This window comes from Streptomyces sp. RGM 3693 (genome assembly GCF_050471125.1).
Lineage (GTDB): Bacteria > Actinomycetota > Actinomycetes > Streptomycetales > Streptomycetaceae > Streptomyces.
This window is the reverse complement of sequence record NZ_JBMPPQ010000001.1, coordinates 3,336,907-3,352,914: the sequence shown is the minus strand read 5'-3', so window position 1 is coordinate 3,352,914 and position 16,008 is coordinate 3,336,907. Positions and strand designations below refer to the sequence as shown.

The window sequence follows — 16,008 nt, the reverse complement described above, 5'->3', positions numbered from 1 at the left end:
ACTTGGGCGGTGCCGGGGGCGGGAGGACGCGGCAAGAGTGAGGTGGGCACCTGCCCGACTCACGGACCACCTGCCCGGAGGCTGACGGTGAACACCCCGAACCCGACCGACCACCCCGACCCGACCAACCACTCCGACTCGACCGACCACCCCGACCTGACCGACGCCACGGCACACGCGGCGGCGACGCACCTGATCGAACAGTCGCTGGGGCATCTGTACTCCGCGGCCTTACGGATCGCCGCCCACCACCACCTGGCCGACCATCTGGCCGGCGGCCCCCGCACCGCCGCCGAACTCGCCCGACTCACCGGGACCGACGCCGTCTTCCTCCGTCGCTGCCTGCGCTACCTCACCTCGCGCGCCGTCTTCCACGAGGACGACAACGGCGCCTTCCACCTGACTCCGGCCGCCCAGTTCCTGCGCACCGGGGTGCCGGGCTCGCTGCGCGACGCGGTGCTGATGCTCACCGACGAGATCTTCGTACGCTCGTCGTCGGCCCTCGACCACACCATACGGACCGGCGAACCCGGCTTCCCCACGGTCTACGGGGCCCCGTTCTTCGAGTACCTCCAGGGCGACGCCACCGCCCGGGAGCTCTTCGACACGGGCATGGCGGCGTTCTCCGAACCGCTCGACGACCTGGTGGCCGGCGCGTACCCGTTCCCCGACCAGGGCACCGTGGTGGATGTCGGCGGCGGGCGGGGCGGGTTGCTGCGGCACGTCCTGCTGAGACACCCGGGTCTGTCCGGGGTGCTGTTGGACCAGGCGCCCGCCTTGGCGGACCACGTCCTGGACACGTCCGAGCTCGCCGGGCGGTGGCGCGCCGAACCGGGCGACTTCTTCACCGCCGTCCCGGACGGCGGCGACGTCTACGTGCTCAAGCACGTCCTGCACGACTGGGAAGACGAGGCGGCCGTCCGCATCCTGAGCGCCTGCCGGCGCGGTCTGGCCCCGGGCGGCAAGGTCCTGGTCGTCGACTCCGTTCCCACGCCGGGCGGCGATCCGCACCCGGGCAAGGCCCTGGACATGGCGATGATGACGATCGTGACCGGCAAGGAACGCGGCCCGACGGACCTGGACGTCCTCTTCTCCCGTGCCGACCTGCGCCGCACCCGGATCCTGCCCACACCCACCTTCGCGTCCATCGTGGAGGCGGTCGCGGCCTGACCGCGGCGGCGGCACGGTGACCGTTCCGCCGCCGCGGTCTCACCCGGTGGTGGACCGCTCGCGCCACCAGTCCACCGTCGCCTCGACCTGCTCGTCCACGGGGGTGGCCCGTACGGCGAAGGCGGCTTCGTAGGCGCTCGCGTCGATCACGAACGGGCGGTCGAACTGGTAGCGGATCTCCTTCAGTTCACGGATCAGCGGGGAGAAGAACCCGGCGAGGCCCAGCACGGCCGGCGACAGTCCGCGCACCGCGACCGGTCCCGTGCCCGCCCGGGCGGCCAGGCGGTCGACCATCTCCCGGGTGGACAGCGCGGGCTCCGTCGGGACGTGCCAGGCACGTCCCCAGGCCCGTTCCTCGCCCGCGACCTCGACCAGGGTCCGGGCCACGTCGGGGAGGTAGCTCCAGCTGTGCGGCGCGTCCGGGTCCCCGAGCGCGGAGACCGGCTTGCCGCGCAGCAGCCGCGGCATGACCCGTGCGGCCAGGTGCCCGCCGTCGGTCACACCGGGTCCGAAGAAGTCCGAGGCCCGCACCTCGACGGCCTTGATGCGGCCCTGGTCGTGCAGGTGCTTCGCCTGCTCCCACACGGTGGCGCGGACCCGTCCCTTGGGGCCGGTCGCCGCGAGCGGCAGTTCCTCGGTCAGCGGACCGTCCACCGGGCCGTAGCCGTAGAGGTTGCCCAGCATGACGAGGACGGCGCCGGTCGCCTCGGCCGCCGCGCAGAGCGACCCGGCCAGCGGCGGCCAGTCACTCGCCCAACGGTGGTAGGGCGGTGCGGCACAGCTGTACAGCGCGGCGGCGCCCCGCGCGACCTCGCTGAGCCGCTCGTGGTCCGTCGCGTCGCAGGCGATGTGCTCGATGCCGGGCTCCGGGCCGCGGCCTGACGTGGTGACGACTCGTACCGAGTGTCCCTGCTCGACCAGCAGCCGAGCGGTGGCCGCCCCGGCGGGCCCGAATCCTATGACGACATGAAGGCTCACGCCCGCACACTAGCGCGCGAACGGGTTGCGGCCCTCCTCCACGCCTTCCGCCAGGGCGGCCATGCGGGACTTGTACTCGGCCTGCGGCATCTGCCCGAGGACCACGCGGCGTTCGAGTTCGGCGGCTTCGGTCTCCTGGGCGATCCGGCGGCTTTCCGCCACGAGCTCTTTGCTGTACTTGACGGCCTTGGCGCGCTGGATGGAGCGCCGGCGCGCGATCTCCTCAGCGACGACCCGTACGGTCTGTTCCACGTAATCGTCGTGTTGGCCCGACCACATGTTGCCCCCTCGTTCCTCGATGTTCCCCCCGGACATCGCCTTCAGGGTAAGGCAAACCCGGCGCCTCGCCCCTCCCGTGTCTGGGAACCTCAGTCCTCTTCTGCCGCCACGGTCCCCCCGGTCAGGGATGTCGTGACCGGCGCGGGCCGAACGGGCTCGGCAGTATCCGCGTCCGCTGCCGGTGGCCCGGTCACGGCAACCGCCTGCGCAGGCAGGGTGGTTGTGGACGGCAGTGGTGCCGTCCGGCCCAGAGGTGCCGGTATCGGCGGGAGGTGTGGCTCCGGTGCGGCCGGCAAGGAGACGACCATGGTGAGGCCGCCACCGGGCGTCTCCTCCGGGGTGAGCGTGCCGCCCATCGCCTCCGTCAGACCGCGGGAGAGCGCCAGGCCGAGCCCGAGACCGGTGGTGTTGTCGGTGTCGCCGAGTCGTTGGAACGGCTCGAACGCCCGCTCCCGGTCAGGGAGTTGGATGCCGGGGCCGCGGTCGGTGATCCGCAGTTCGACGCGGCCGGCGAGCGCGCTGGCGCGGATCGTGACCGGGCGGCCGGCGGGCGAGTGGCGTACCGCGTTGGACACCAGGTTGGCGATGACGCGCTCCAACAGCGGCGGGTCAGCGAGCACGTCGGGGGCGGTCTCCAGCCCCTGGGGCACGACGCGTCCGGGCGCCTGCGGGGGTGCGTCGGGGAGGGTGTCCAGTGCGGCGGGCAGCACCTCGGTCAGTGCCACGGGCTCCAGGTGCAGGGTCAGCGCACCGGCCTGGAGTCTGCTCAGGTCCAGGAGGTTGTCGACCAGGCGGCTGAGCTTGGCGAGCGATTCCTCGGCGGTGGCGAGGAGTTCCTCGCGGTCCTCGGCCGAGAAGTCCACATCGCGGCTGCGCAGGGAGCTGATCGCGGCCCAGCTGCCGGCGAGTGGGGTGCGCAGGTCGTGGCCCACCGCGGCCAACAGTGCGGTGCGCATCCGGTTGGCCGCCTTGACCGCTTCGACCTCGGCGGCGGCCTCGGCGAGCCGGGCGCGTTCGACGGCCGCCGTCAGGTGCGCGGCGAAGACGGTGAGCACCCGGTGCTCGGAGGCGGGCAGCCGGCGCCCGGTCAGCACCAGCACGCTGTCGTCACCTATCCCGACCTCGGTGCGGTGGTCGGCGCCCGGCCCGCCGGCCGCCCCCGAAGCCGGAACGACCCCCGTGGCGGCGACGGCGTCGGTGGCTCCTCCGGCCCCTGCGACGCCGCCCGCGCCAGCCGGAACGTTCACCGCCGCGCCCCCGTCGTTCGCGACCACTCCCCCGTCGTTCGCGGCAGCCCGCCCGTCGTCGGTGGCCGCCGGCGCCACGTCGGACGGCCACACCTCCCCCACGTCCTCGCGCGGGCGCAGCTCGATGCGGTCCATGCCGAAGGTCTCCCGGGTGCGTTCCAGGAGGGCGGGCACCGCTCCGTCCCCGCGCAGGATGCCACCGGCCAACGAGGACAGCGTCTCGGCCTCCGCGGTCGCCCGGGCGGCACGCCGGCCCAGGCGCAGCGACCGGTCCACGATGGCGGCGACGGTGACCGCGACGGTGGTGAACGCAGCCTGGGCGACCACGACATTGGCCTCGGCGAAGGTGAACTGGCCGATGGGCGGAAGGAAGTAGTAGTTCAGCAGCAGCGAGGTCGTCACGGAGGCGAGCAGCGCGGAGACCACACCGCCGATGCAGGCCACGCCCAGCACGGTCAGCAGGAAGAGCAGCGCCTCGCTGGTGAGGTTGAGCGACAGCGGGCCCGAGACGCCGCGCAGCACGAGGGTCAGCAGCAAGGGCAGCACCAGGCCGGCGATCGGACCGGCCGCTCTCCGCGAGCGCGGTAGGCCACTGCCGGGGAGGACCCAGGTACGCCCCTGGCCGGCGTATTCGTGGGTGACCGTGTGGACGTCGATGTCACCGGAGAGTTCGACGACGGTCTCCCCGACGCCGCGCGGCGCCAGCAGCCGGCGCAGTCTGCCGCGCCGGCTGGCGCCGATGACGAGTTGGGTGGCGTTCTGGGCCCGGGCGAATTCCAGCAGGGCGGCGGGGACGTCATCGCCGACCACCGCGTGGTAGCTGCCGCCGAGGCTCTCGGTGAGCTGCCGTTGGCCGGCCAACGCGGCCGCCGAGGAGCCGGCCAGCCCGTCGCTGCGGGTGATGTGCACGGCCAGCAGATCACCGGTGGAGAGGGGGGTTCCCTCCGCTCGAACGGAGTGGAGGGCTCGGGGGAGATTCACGATCCGGGCGGCCCGACGGATCAGGGTCGTGCCCTCCGGGCCGCCGGTGAGCGCCACCACCACCCGTTCGCGGGTCGCCCACACCGGCCCGATCCGGTGCTCGTGCCGGTACTTGCGCAGCGCCTCGTCCACCCGGCCCGCGACCCACAGCAGCGCCAGCTCGCGCAGCGCGCTGAGGTTGCCGAGCCGGAAGTAGTGCGACAGCGCGGCGTCGACCTTTTCCGGCGGGTAGATGTTGCCGTGCGCCATCCGCCGCCGCAGGCCCTCGGCCGGCAGGTCGACCAGTTCGATCTGGTGGGCGCGGCGGACCACTGCGTCGGGCACGGTCTCGTACTGCGGCACCCCGGTGATCTTCTCGACGACGTCGGTGAGCGATTCCAGGTGCTGGATGTTGAGGGTGGCCACCACGTCGATGCCGGCGGCGAGCAGTTCCTCGATGTCCTGCCAGCGTTTGGTGTGCCGGCAGCCGGGTGCGTTGGTGTGCGCGAGTTCGTCGATGAGCACCACCTCCGGACGCCGCTCCAGCACCAGGTCCAGGTCGAGTTCGGCGAATTCCGCGCCACGGTGCCGGCAGACCGTGCGCGGTAGTACGGCCAGCCCGTCGAGCATGGCCTCGGTGACCGGCCGCCCATGGCACTCGGCAAACGCCACCACCACGTCCGTACCGCGTGCGGTCCGGCGCCGGCCCTCGTCCAGCATCCGGTAGGTCTTGCCGACACCGGGGGCCGCCCCGAGAAAGACCTTGAGTCTGCCGGGACGCGGCCGGCCCGCCTCCGCGGTCCCCGCACTGCCCCACCCCATGACGTACTCCCTTTCCACACCACGGCGCGCCGGACGGCACCGCGCGGAACGTTTCCCCGCGGTCTGTCACCGGCCGGCGCGCGAACTCCTCCTCCGAGTCCTCCGAGCATCGTCACCGCCCACCCCCACGAACCGAACTGCGCTGCGCGGACGTTGACGCAACCCTGACCCGTCGGTGGGGCGCACCGCACTCGGCACGGAACGGAAAGCGGCCGCCGACGCCGGCCACCTCCTGGTGGACGAACGGCCCGGGTACGCGGCGTCGCTGGTGGGTGGGCCGACTGCCGGGTGAGCGGCTGCCGGCTGCGTGGTGGGCCTCCGGGCGCCGGTCAGCGCTCCGGGGACGGGTGGGACGCGGTGGACTCCGGCGAGCACTGGTAGAGCTGGTACGACGGGCCCGGCACCCGGTCGCAGTGGGCGCGTACCCACGGGCCGATGGCACGACCGGGGTCGGTCGCCGGACCACCGAGTACGACGTACCGCAGCTGGCCGGCAGCGACGAGGTGGCGGAAGGCGGCGGCGGTGGGCGCGGGCGCGGTGCCGGTGAAGCCGCCCATGGGGAGCACCGCGGCGCCGGCGTTGAGGATGTAGGGGGAGGCGGTGCGCCAGCTGGTGGTGGCGAAGAGGTACCTGGCACCGCTCCGGTGGGACCGGGTGTAGGCGAGGAGCCACTGCTGGACGGGGCTGAGCGAGGTCCCGTCGGAGGACTTGCCGGAGGTCTTGGCGGAGGTCTCGGCGGAGGTCTCGGCGGACGTCTCGGCGGACGTCTTGGCCGAGGTCATTTCGGACGTCTTGGCGGACGTGTGGTCGTCGGGGTGTTGGGGGCGGTGCGGGGTCGGGGTGCCCGGCCGGCCTGGGCGTCCCGCCGTCGGGTGGGCGGCGGCGCTACGGTGAGCTGCCTGGCGATGCCGTAGGGCCACCGGCCCGGTCGAGCCCATGCCGGAGTGACCGTACGTCGGGTCGAGGACCGACGACGCCCAGGCAGCGGACGGCAACAGCATCGCCACGAGGCCCGTGACCAGCCCCAACACGGCGGTCCGCCGCCGCACCGCACCTCCGCCGGCATCGGAGCCGTCATCGGAGGCGGAGGCAGTGGCGGTGGCGGCGTCGGTGGTGGAGCCGGAGACGGCACCGGAGGCCGGCAGGTTGCGGGATACCAGAGGAATGCGGGAGAGCAGGCGGTGGCGGAATCCCGGGCGGGCGCAGGCCAGCAGCACGAGCGCGCCCGCCCCCAAGGTGACCGCGGCCGGCGCCAACCACGGCAGGAAGGTCGGGAACAGCTGCGCGACCGCCGCCGACCAGGCCACCGTGCTGACCACGACCGTCGGCAGCGCCCACGCCCGGGCCCGCCCACCGCGCAGCCAGGCACGCCAGAACTGCACCGTCCCAGCGCCGAACAGCGCCGCCAGCGGGACGGCCACCACCCCCATGTAGTACGTATGGCCACCGATCGCCCCGGCGCTGAACACCAGGAAGTACGTGGCCAGCCACACCGCCCACAGCACGAAGCCGGCCCGCAACGGATCCGTTCGCGGCCGACCGCGCCGCCACACCAGTCCGCACACCGCGGCGAGTGCCGCGGCCGGGTACAGCCAGCCGACCTGCGAGATCAGCGACGGCGCGAACATCTTCACCCACTGTGCGGCAGTGGGCCGGGAGTGGCCGGTCGGTGGCGCCGGGGCGGTGCCGGCCATGGTCGACACGGCGACGCTTCCGGTGTCCTTGGCGCTGACGCTGAGACTGGAGAAACGGTTGAGGAAGTTGTAGCCGACCACTTGGCTAATCGCGGAGTTGTTGGTCGTACCGTCGACGTACGGGCGATCCTTGGCGGGGGTGAACGTCACCAACAGCACCCATGACGCCGACACCGCCACGCACACCGCACCCGCCACCGACAGGTGCGCCAGCCGCCGCCGGAGCGCCGTCGGGGCCGAGAGCAGGTACAGCAGGCCGAGCGCCGGGAGCACCGCCCACGCCTCCAGCATCTTGGCCTGGAAGCTCAGCCCCACCCAGACGCCGGCCGCCAGCAGCGGACGTAGCCGGGCCCGGCGTGCCGCGCGCAGCGTGGCATCGGCGGCCAGCAGGACGCACAGGGTGAACGCCGGGTCCTCCACCTCGGTACGGAACAGTCCGGCGATCGCCGGGGTGAGGGCGAAGGCACCCGCCGCCAGCAGGGCCGCGTGCTCGCCCGCCCAGCGACGGACCGCGCGGTACAGGACCGCGACGCTGAGCACGCCCTCGATCACCTGGGGCAGGGTCAGTGCCCACGGGTGGAAGCCGAAGAGTCGCACGGAGAGCGCCTGTGGCCAGAGGAAGCCCGGCAGCTTGTCGATCGTGATCGAGTTGCCGGGGTCGAAGGAGCCGAAGAGGAAGCCGTGCCAGCTCTCCGACATGCTGCGCGCGGTCTCCGCGTAGAACGCGTGGAACGCGCTGTGCTGGATGTCCCAGGCGAACAGCACCGCCGCCAGGACGAGGATCGCCAGCAGCGCGGGGCGGGCGTATGCCGGCCGGGGCGCCGCGTCCTGCCGCATTGCCTGGAAGCGGGCGAGCAGCCGCCCGCCGCCCGCACGCCCGGTCGGCGCGTGCGCAGTCGAGGACGCGCTCTCCGGCAGGGACGCCGTCCCCGCTGCGGACACGCTCTCCTCCGACGACACACTCTCCGCTGAGGTGGTGCTGGCCATGGACGATCCTCCCTGGTGGAACTCACCGGTCGGTGTGCCAGATGACCGGACGGACGCCGGGGATCCACGGGCCGCCGATTGTTCAGCCAACGTTCAGATCGTGCGGCGGGGGCCCTGCGACCGGGGCCAGGCACCTGGGGACCGGGCGACGTGCCCGGAGCACGCGACCGGACTACGGGCCGGGAGCACCGGACCGGACTACGGGCCGGGAGCACGGGACCGGACTACGGCGCGCGCCGAGAGTGCGGGGACGCACCACCGGTAAGGACCCAAGCCGCGGCTCGAACCGACGCACCGCCGACTCTGCAACAAAGCTGTTGCAAAGACATTCTTGAGATTTATCCAGCCCAACTGGTTAAATTTTGCATCACCGTTGTGGCCCACGGTCACGTTCATGCGAGAGATGTAGGGGACCTGGTGGGAGACGGCCTCAAAGCTGACATAACGTCACTGCGTACCGGCGGCAGTGATTTCGACAGCATCGGCAAGGACTACCAGAGCCTCGTCGACAAGTTGCAGAGCGGACTGACCTCCCTGGAGGGCGACGGCACACCTCCCTGGGGAGACGACGACCTGGGCGAGAAGTTCGGAATCGTCTACGAGGGCCTACGGGACGGCATGTACGAATCCATGGGACACCTCGCCACCAAACTCCAGGAAATCGGCGGCGGCTTGACCAACATGGCGAAGAACCACGAGGCCGACGAGGACTTCAACGACTCGATGATGAAGCAGCACCTCACGAACGCCGAGGCGGAAAGCCAGGTAATCGCCCGCTTCAAGAGCCCCAGCATCTAGCGGCTACCCAGGGCGACGTTTCTCCGTTCACCCCTTCCTTCCGCTTTGCGCCGCTCCCCGCCCGTTTATCCACTCCTCCCCTTTTGGCCTGCGCATGTTCGCTTCCTTATCCCTTGCCATACCTTCTTCCGCTCCGTACATATGTGACCTAGAGCCTGCCGGGGGAACCCAGCCGTGTCGTTGATGCTGCCGGACGCACTTGAGTGGGTCCTTGAAATGCTGGGGTTCGACTGGCCCACGGCAGACGAAGACAAATTGCGGGATTCCGCCCAGCAGTGGCGAGACTTCGCCTCCGGCGTGGCAGATCTCCAACAGCGGGGCGTCACGGCGGCCGGCAACGTCCTCTCGCAGAATTCCGGCGACTCGATCGACGGCTTCAACACCACCTGGGAGAAGTTCACCGGTGGTTCCGGATCCGGATACTTCGCCGACGCCCGGACCGCCGCGGAGACCATCGCCGTCGCCCTGGACATCGCCGCCGGCCTCGTCATCGGCATGAAAGTCGCGGTGATCGCCCAATTGGCGATCCTTGCGGCGGAGATCATCGCGGCCCAGGCTGCGGCACCGTTCACCTTCGGCCTGTCGGAGATAGGCGTGGCGGCGGCTACCGCGGCCACCCGCGCGATCGTGCGGAAAATCATCAAGGAAGCCGCGAAGCAAGTGCTCGACGCGGCTCTGGAAACCGCCAAGGAACCCGCGGTCTCCGCACTACAGGCCATGATTTCGGATGTCATCGCACAGTCCGTGAACATGAGCTTCGACGCGCAGAGCGGATTCGACGTCGGCCGTACCGTCAAGAAGGGCGCCGAGGAAGGCGCCAACGCGCTGGAGAACTCGGGGCAGACGTTCACCGAGGCATTGCGCGACGGCGCCGGCGCCAAGGCGGGCCACCATGTCCGCAACGGCCTGGATTCGGCCGCCGGACACCAGTCCGGCGGAGACTCGGGGCACGAATCCACCAGCGGGAGCGGCACTTCGTCGGAGAGCACGGGCTCAGGCTCGGGTTCGGGCTCGGGCTCGGGCTCAGGTTCGGGTTCGGGTTCGGGTTCGGGTTCGGGTTCAGGCTCGGGCTCATCAGGAGGCGGCACTTCGTCGACGGTCGGCGGTGGTGGTACGTCCTCCGGGAGTTCGTCACTGGGGAATTCCCCGACGGGCAACGCCTCAGCAGGCAACACCTCATCGGACACCGCAGCATCGCATGACGTACCGTCAGACGGCGCCGGCCACAGCGGCGGTGCGGGTGCCCCGACCGGAGCGAACAACAGCAACGCCTCTCCGAACTCCACTTCTACCAACGGGAGTTCGCCGACTTCCGGGAGTGGCAGTCACCCGACCGACGGCGGAGGCCCGCCCGGGTCGACGCCTTCCGACTCCCCGCCGCCGAGCCGGCTGACGCCGTTCGACGAGGGGTACCGGGAGGCCCAGTCGACCGGGCAAACGCCCGACGGCTCGTCGCCCCCCGCCTCGCCCCCGTCGTCACCGTCCCCGGACTCGGGCCCCTCGCCCGCGACGGGCACGGACCACGGTTCTGCCAACGGAATCGGTGACGGAAACAACCACGGCTCCGACCACGGATCCGATCACAGCTCCGATCACGGCTCGGGCTCGACGACGCGGCCGGACTCGGACTCGCCCACCAGGCCGGACACGGCATCGGCACCGCCTCCCGCCCCCGGCCACTCCCCCACGGCGGACTCCTCCGGCCCGGACACTTCCCACACCACCGGTCCGGACACTTCCCATGCCACCGGTCCGAACACGCCGCCCGACAGCGGGCCCGCGCCGGCTCCCACCCACACCGACGGCCCCGGCCTCACCGGAAACCCACCGGAACACCACGACACCGCACCGCAACACCACGACACCGCGCCCCAACACCAAGGCACGGCGCCGGAACACCAAGGCAGCGGCACCACGCGCACGGGGGCCGATGCGAACCCCTCGCCGCATCACACCCCACCGGCCACCCCAACATCTCCCCAGGCTCCGACCCCGACACCGACACCGACCCACGACTCCTCGCCCACAGCATCCCCGGACTCCGGGAGCCGCCCCGAGGCGAGCGTTCCCCCGCCCTCCCCAGGGCAGGACCACACCTCCCCCTCGGCCCCCACGTCGGACCACTCCACCGACTCCACCGCACAGAACGACAGCGGCAACGCCGGCGGGAGCAGCCGGGGCGGTATGCCAACGGGCGGCGGTGCGGCAACGGGCGCCGCGCCCCATACGGCCTCGTCCGGTCACGGGTACTCCGGCCCCTCCTCATCCGGCACGCCGCACCAGACCGCTCCGCACCGTCCCCACGAGGACGGCCCGATCACCGTGGAAACGGAGAGCGCGACCCTGGCTCCGCCGCCCCCGGGCATCGCACACCCGTCGCCGTCCGGCGGAGACACACCGGGTACACCGGGCCCGGCTGGCACGCCCCCGCCGTCCACTCAGCACGCCCCGCCGCCCGGCGTCGTCATGGGTGGCGGAACCGTCCCCACCACGGGCGCCCCCACGGCCTCGGCCCCTTCATCCGCAGCGCCCCCACGGTCCACCCCCACGCCTCCCTCCGGGGCCTCACCGACCGGCAACGGTGGTGCGCCCCCGCGAAACGCCCCTCCCCGGGCCGGACAACCGCCGCGCACCGAGCGGCCGCACGGTGTGCAGCCGTCCCCGCGCCCGTCCCGCCCTCCGCAGCACGTACCGCCCGCCCACGACGCACCGCCTCCGCCCACCGCACGGCCGTCCGCAAGTTCCGCGCCGGCCGCACCTGACCACGGCTCACCGTCACCGGACGCCCCACCCAAGCCCGACCACGACCACAACCAGACACCGAATAACAACCAGGAACACGGTCCCGTCCAGGACGAGAGCCCGACCAAGAAGGATGAGGGGCCGACCAAGGACGCGAGCCCTGACAAGGACACGACTCCGGAACACAAGGGCACGACTCCGGAGCACAAGGACGAGGCCCCGGAACACCACGACAAGACCCCGGAGCACAAAGACGAGGCCCCTGGGAAACACGACCCGGACCCCTCCGAGTCCCCGTCCACGGACCAGAAGCCGGACCAACCGGACCAGTCCGAGCACTCCCAGCACCCGGAGCAATCGGAGCAGTCGGAGCACCCGGATGCGGACGGGTCCGCCGGGTCCGACGCGCCCCACACGCCCGACGACCGTCCGGACCTCGACGAGATCCGGGCCGGCATCCAGGAGTCGCCCGGCGGCCTGCTTCCGCCCCACACCGCGGACCAGCAGGCGTTGGAGAACGCCGTCCCACGGAACGACGACGGAACTCCGCAACGCTTCCCCGACCCGACCTCCGACTGGTCCCAGTTGCAGAACGACGGCGGCACCAACGTGCCGGGTCGTTCCAACAACTGTGCCGACTGCAGCCGTTCGTTCCTGGAGACCTGGTACGGCAACCCCCAGGTCTCCGCGCCCCGCACTCCCGACGTCACCCCGGACGGGACCCCGGACCACTGGTCACCGGAGTCCAAGGCCAACGAGAACATCATCGACTGGGCCGGCGCACCGCACTCGTACGCGGGCACCAGCCCGGACGGTCACCATGCGGTCGCCCAGGACCTCCTGAAGGCCGGGCCGGGCTCCGCGGCGATCGTCCAGGTCAACTGGGCGGGCGGCGGCGGCCATGCGTTCAACGCCGTCAACCACAACGGGAAGATCGTCTGGGTCGACACCCAGAGCGGCGAGGTCAGCCACCACCCCATCAACACCGATGGCGCCACCGACGTCTTCTACATCCCACTGGACGCCAACCGGAACCCGCTCCATCCGGCCCAGGACCATCCCACCGACTCCGGCAGCGCCGACTCCCACTCCGACTCCCAATCCCAATCCCACGACGCATCGTCCACGACCGGGCCGCCTCACCCCTCGAATGGCTCCGAAGGCTCGAACGCCGGCACCGCGGGGCACAGCACGTCGGATCCGAACCATGCGGAGGGCGACCGGCCACAGGCCACCGAACCCTCCGGAGACAAGCGCAAGGCCACCGATCAGCCTTCGCGTGACGGCGAATCCGCTGCCCCGGCCTCCGAGTCCGATAACAACAAACGGACCCGGATGGAGGTGGACGACGAGGGCGGGCCGACCCAGCAATCGGTTCTCGACTCCCACACCAGTACCGCGTCACCGCCGCAGACCCCTCCCAACTCCCTCGCGGACCGCGTCCATGCCCTGGACCTCGGCGACCGCATGGACGTCGACGGCTCCACGCACCCATCGCAGCCGCACCACGAGCCACAGGGCGGGGGTACGGACAACAATTCCGGGAAGCCCACCAAACCCGACCCCGACTCCAACTCCAACTCCAACACGTCGATGGAACTCGACAGCCAGCCGCACACCGCGCAGCCGGACACGAACGGGAACAGCACCACCAAGCCGGACCACGACCAAACGACGACGTCCACCGCGGACGCGACGAAGGGCGACGAGCACAAAGCCGAAGCCAAGTCCGACAACAAGGACGACAGCAAGGTCGACAGCAAGATCGAGGCCAAGACCGACGCCACACCCGATACGAAGGCCGACTCGAAGGCCGACTCGAAGACCGACGCCAAGGCCGACGACAAAAAGCCCTACTCCGATCCGCGCGACCGCGGTGACAGCGACACCGCCAAGCAGGAGAAGGAAGGTAAGCACACCCTCGACGCGGAGAAGCCGGATTCGAAGGAGTACGGGAAGAAGCCGGACCCAACACAGGGGAAGCTTCGCGACGAGCGGGACGTGCACCGCATCCCGCTCGACCGGGTCCACTCCCATCTGACCCGCTGGGCGGATGACGGGAATCTGGCCAAGGTCTTCCGGGCCTCGACCGGTCATGCGGACTCCAGTGACCCGGACGCGGGGAAAGGACCGCAGAAATTCTCCGAAAGCGACCTGGAGAAGCGGCTCCCCGGTTTCAAGGACCTGGAGCGCGGCGAAAAGCTCGCGGTCGTCTCGTCCTTGGCGCGGCTGAGCGTGGGATTCCACGAACAGCACGGCGTGGGACAACATCCGGTCAAGGTCGAGCAGCCGTACCGCAAGCCGAACGAGGCCGATCCCAAGGACGGCTCGAAGGACAGCGGCGCGAAGAACGCCAAGGAGTCGCTGGGTGTCCGGGGGCACCGCAACAGCGGTAACAACGTCCTCAAGCAACTGAAGCTCAACGACGGTGCTCCCAACAGCCTGAAGCAGAACTCCCCGGACTTCTCCGACCGCAACTACGCGGTACTGGAGGTCGAAGGGCCGCCGCCCGCGAAGGAAATGCAGTACGTCGCGGACTCTTCCGTCCCGGTGGGCGAGAAGAACGTTTCGTCGCGGCACTCGGAGAAACACCTCCTGGAGTGGCTGGCACGGGCCAACAAGGAGGGCAAGGAGTACACGGCGAAGGCGCTCTACACCGAGCGTGAACCGTGCGGTAAGGGGCCGGGCTATGCCCGGTGTTCGGATGTGCTGCGCACCATGACCCCCAAAGACACGAAGGTGTACTACAGCACGACGTACCGCGCCGATCCGCAGGATGTCCAGGCGAAGAAGGAGCTCGACAAAGAGAAGGCGAAGCTGAAGAAGGCGGTTGCCGATCAGCCCTTGGCCGATGTTCGGAAGGACATCACGGCTCGGCTCGACGGTCGCCCGGGCCATACTCAGCAGTGGATCGAGAAGGAGAAGAAGAAGATCGACGGGCTCGACGAGGCGAAGACCCGCAAAGCACTCCAGGACATGATCGAATACGAGTACAGGAAGCGGAAGGAAGAGTCCGAGACGCCCGAGAAACAAGCCATGACCCGCGAAATGGAACGGCACATCGAGCATCTGGACGCGACTTGGCGCAAGATCCAGCCGAGCCTGGCGTAGCGGCGCGCGCCGAGGGGCGCGCGGTGCCGCCGCCGGCGTCCTGCCACGGCGGCGGCACCCGTCTCCGGAAGGGCCCTCAGATGTGCAGGGCGCCCCGGAACCGGCCGTGGCCGACCTCCGGATCGGTCACGGCGAGCCAGCCGTGACCGACCTTGTCGAGCACCTCGACCACGGTCGGCTGAACGGAGATGAGGGACGCGACCTCTTCCGGGTCGCGGACTCCCTCGGCGTACTCCTCGGCGGCATCGTCGTACTCGTCCGCATCCTCGTCCGCGTCCTCGTCCGGCATCAGGTCCCGCTCGAATTCCATCGGTTCACCGACCCACTCCGGATCCCCGTAGGTGCGGTAGCCGCGCCGGTCCTGTCCGTTCTCCGAAATCCACCACACCCATGCGCCGTCGTAGTCGTCGACGGCGTAGAAATGAGCTTCCCCGCAATGCCTGCTGAGCCGGCTCACGACGTTCCACCAGTGGTCGTTGAGGTATTCCGTTCCGTAGAGGAGCCGCCAGCCGTCGAATTCCGGGGTGATGAAGACCCGGTAGGCGGTGCGTGCACTGCCGGCCTCGCCCGGGTAATCGAGTGAGTTCTCGTTCTCCACTGCGGCGGAGATGCCCATGGCCGTGGTGACGGGGCGGACGTCGTGCAGATCCAACGCGCGGACGATATCGGCGACTTCCGCCTTGGGCAACGCGACCCAACGGCCCGTGGGGAGGTCGCCGGGCTGCTCGTCCGGCAGTTTGATCCGCACCAGGCGCTCGACGGCCGCCCGGTCCGCTTCGCTCAGGGCGTCCCCGCCACCGAGCACGGCCAGCATGCGCAGCGCGGCCTTCCGGAGGCTGCCCGGGCCCTGTGCACGCACCTCGCGGAGCGGGGCGATCGCCGCGTGGCCGAGGCTTTCCAGGCAGGATTCCGCGGCCGTGTTGCCCGGCGTTTCTTCGTTCCGCAGCAGCGGCAGCAGGTGCTTGACGACCGGGGCGCCGAGAGCGGTCAGCGCGTCCCGTGCGGCCGCGCGGTCCTCCCGGCTCTCGGCTGCCAGGCGACGTACCAGTGCGGCAATGTCCTCACTCATGCACACGACCCTAACCGAGCGGACCGGGCGGCTTCCGCGGTCCGCCCGGAAACCGGAGTACCGTCACGTCGACAGCCGAAACTCCCCCTCCCGTCACACCAACTCCCCGTAATGAAACACCTCTTCCCCGTTATCCCCCGGGCGTTCTTCG

At 70.7% G+C, this 16,008-nt stretch carries 8 protein-coding genes; 3 read left to right on the top strand and 5 right to left on the bottom strand.

Annotation, left to right across the window (positions count from 1 at the left end):
* Nucleotides 1-87 precede the first annotated feature (87 nt).
* Nucleotides 88-1,170: a methyltransferase gene (locus ACO0M4_RS14590; RefSeq protein ID WP_430370515.1), complete on the top strand. Its 1,083-nt coding sequence runs from the start codon at nt 88-90 to the stop codon at nt 1,168-1,170.
* A gap of 39 nt (nt 1,171-1,209) precedes the next feature.
* Here ACO0M4_RS14590 and ACO0M4_RS14585 read toward each other — a convergent pair whose 3' ends face one another.
* From ACO0M4_RS14585 to ACO0M4_RS14570, 4 genes are all read right to left on the bottom strand, one after another.
* Nucleotides 1,210-2,148, bottom strand: a complete 939-nt coding sequence (locus ACO0M4_RS14585) for an NAD-dependent epimerase/dehydratase family protein (protein WP_430370514.1) — start codon at nt 2,146-2,148, stop codon at nt 1,210-1,212.
* Nucleotides 2,149-2,157: 9 nt separating this feature from the next.
* Nucleotides 2,158-2,463 carry a hypothetical protein gene (locus ACO0M4_RS14580; RefSeq protein ID WP_430370513.1) on the bottom strand — a complete coding sequence of 102 codons (306 nt, stop codon included), beginning with the start codon at nt 2,461-2,463 and terminating at the stop codon, nt 2,158-2,160.
* 53 nt (nt 2,464-2,516) lie between these two features.
* The gene (locus ACO0M4_RS14575; protein ID WP_430370512.1) at nt 2,517-5,456 is read right to left on the bottom strand and encodes an ATP-binding protein; all 2,940 of its coding nucleotides are present in this window, start codon (nt 5,454-5,456) and stop codon (nt 2,517-2,519) included.
* 329 nt (nt 5,457-5,785) lie between these two features.
* Entirely contained in the window at nt 5,786-8,137 is a 2,352-nt protein-coding gene (locus ACO0M4_RS14570; RefSeq protein ID WP_430370511.1) for an ArnT family glycosyltransferase, read from the bottom strand.
* Nucleotides 8,138-8,554: 417 nt separating this feature from the next.
* On the opposite strand from ACO0M4_RS14570, the gene ACO0M4_RS14565 reads away from it, so the two are divergent.
* Nucleotides 8,555-8,935: a hypothetical protein gene (locus tag ACO0M4_RS14565; protein ID WP_430370509.1), complete on the top strand. Its 381-nt coding sequence runs from the start codon at nt 8,555-8,557 to the stop codon at nt 8,933-8,935.
* 183 nt (nt 8,936-9,118) lie between these two features.
* On the top strand, nt 9,119-14,788 hold the full coding sequence (locus tag ACO0M4_RS14560; RefSeq protein ID WP_430371385.1) for a toxin glutamine deamidase domain-containing protein: 5,670 nt from the start codon (nt 9,119-9,121) through the stop codon (nt 14,786-14,788).
* Nucleotides 14,789-14,864: 76 nt separating this feature from the next.
* Here the strand turns inward: ACO0M4_RS14560 and ACO0M4_RS14555 are convergent, their stop codons facing one another.
* Nucleotides 14,865-15,857: a hypothetical protein gene (locus tag ACO0M4_RS14555; RefSeq protein WP_430370508.1), complete on the bottom strand. Its 993-nt coding sequence runs from the start codon at nt 15,855-15,857 to the stop codon at nt 14,865-14,867.
* Between the last annotated feature and the right edge of the window lie 151 nt (nt 15,858-16,008).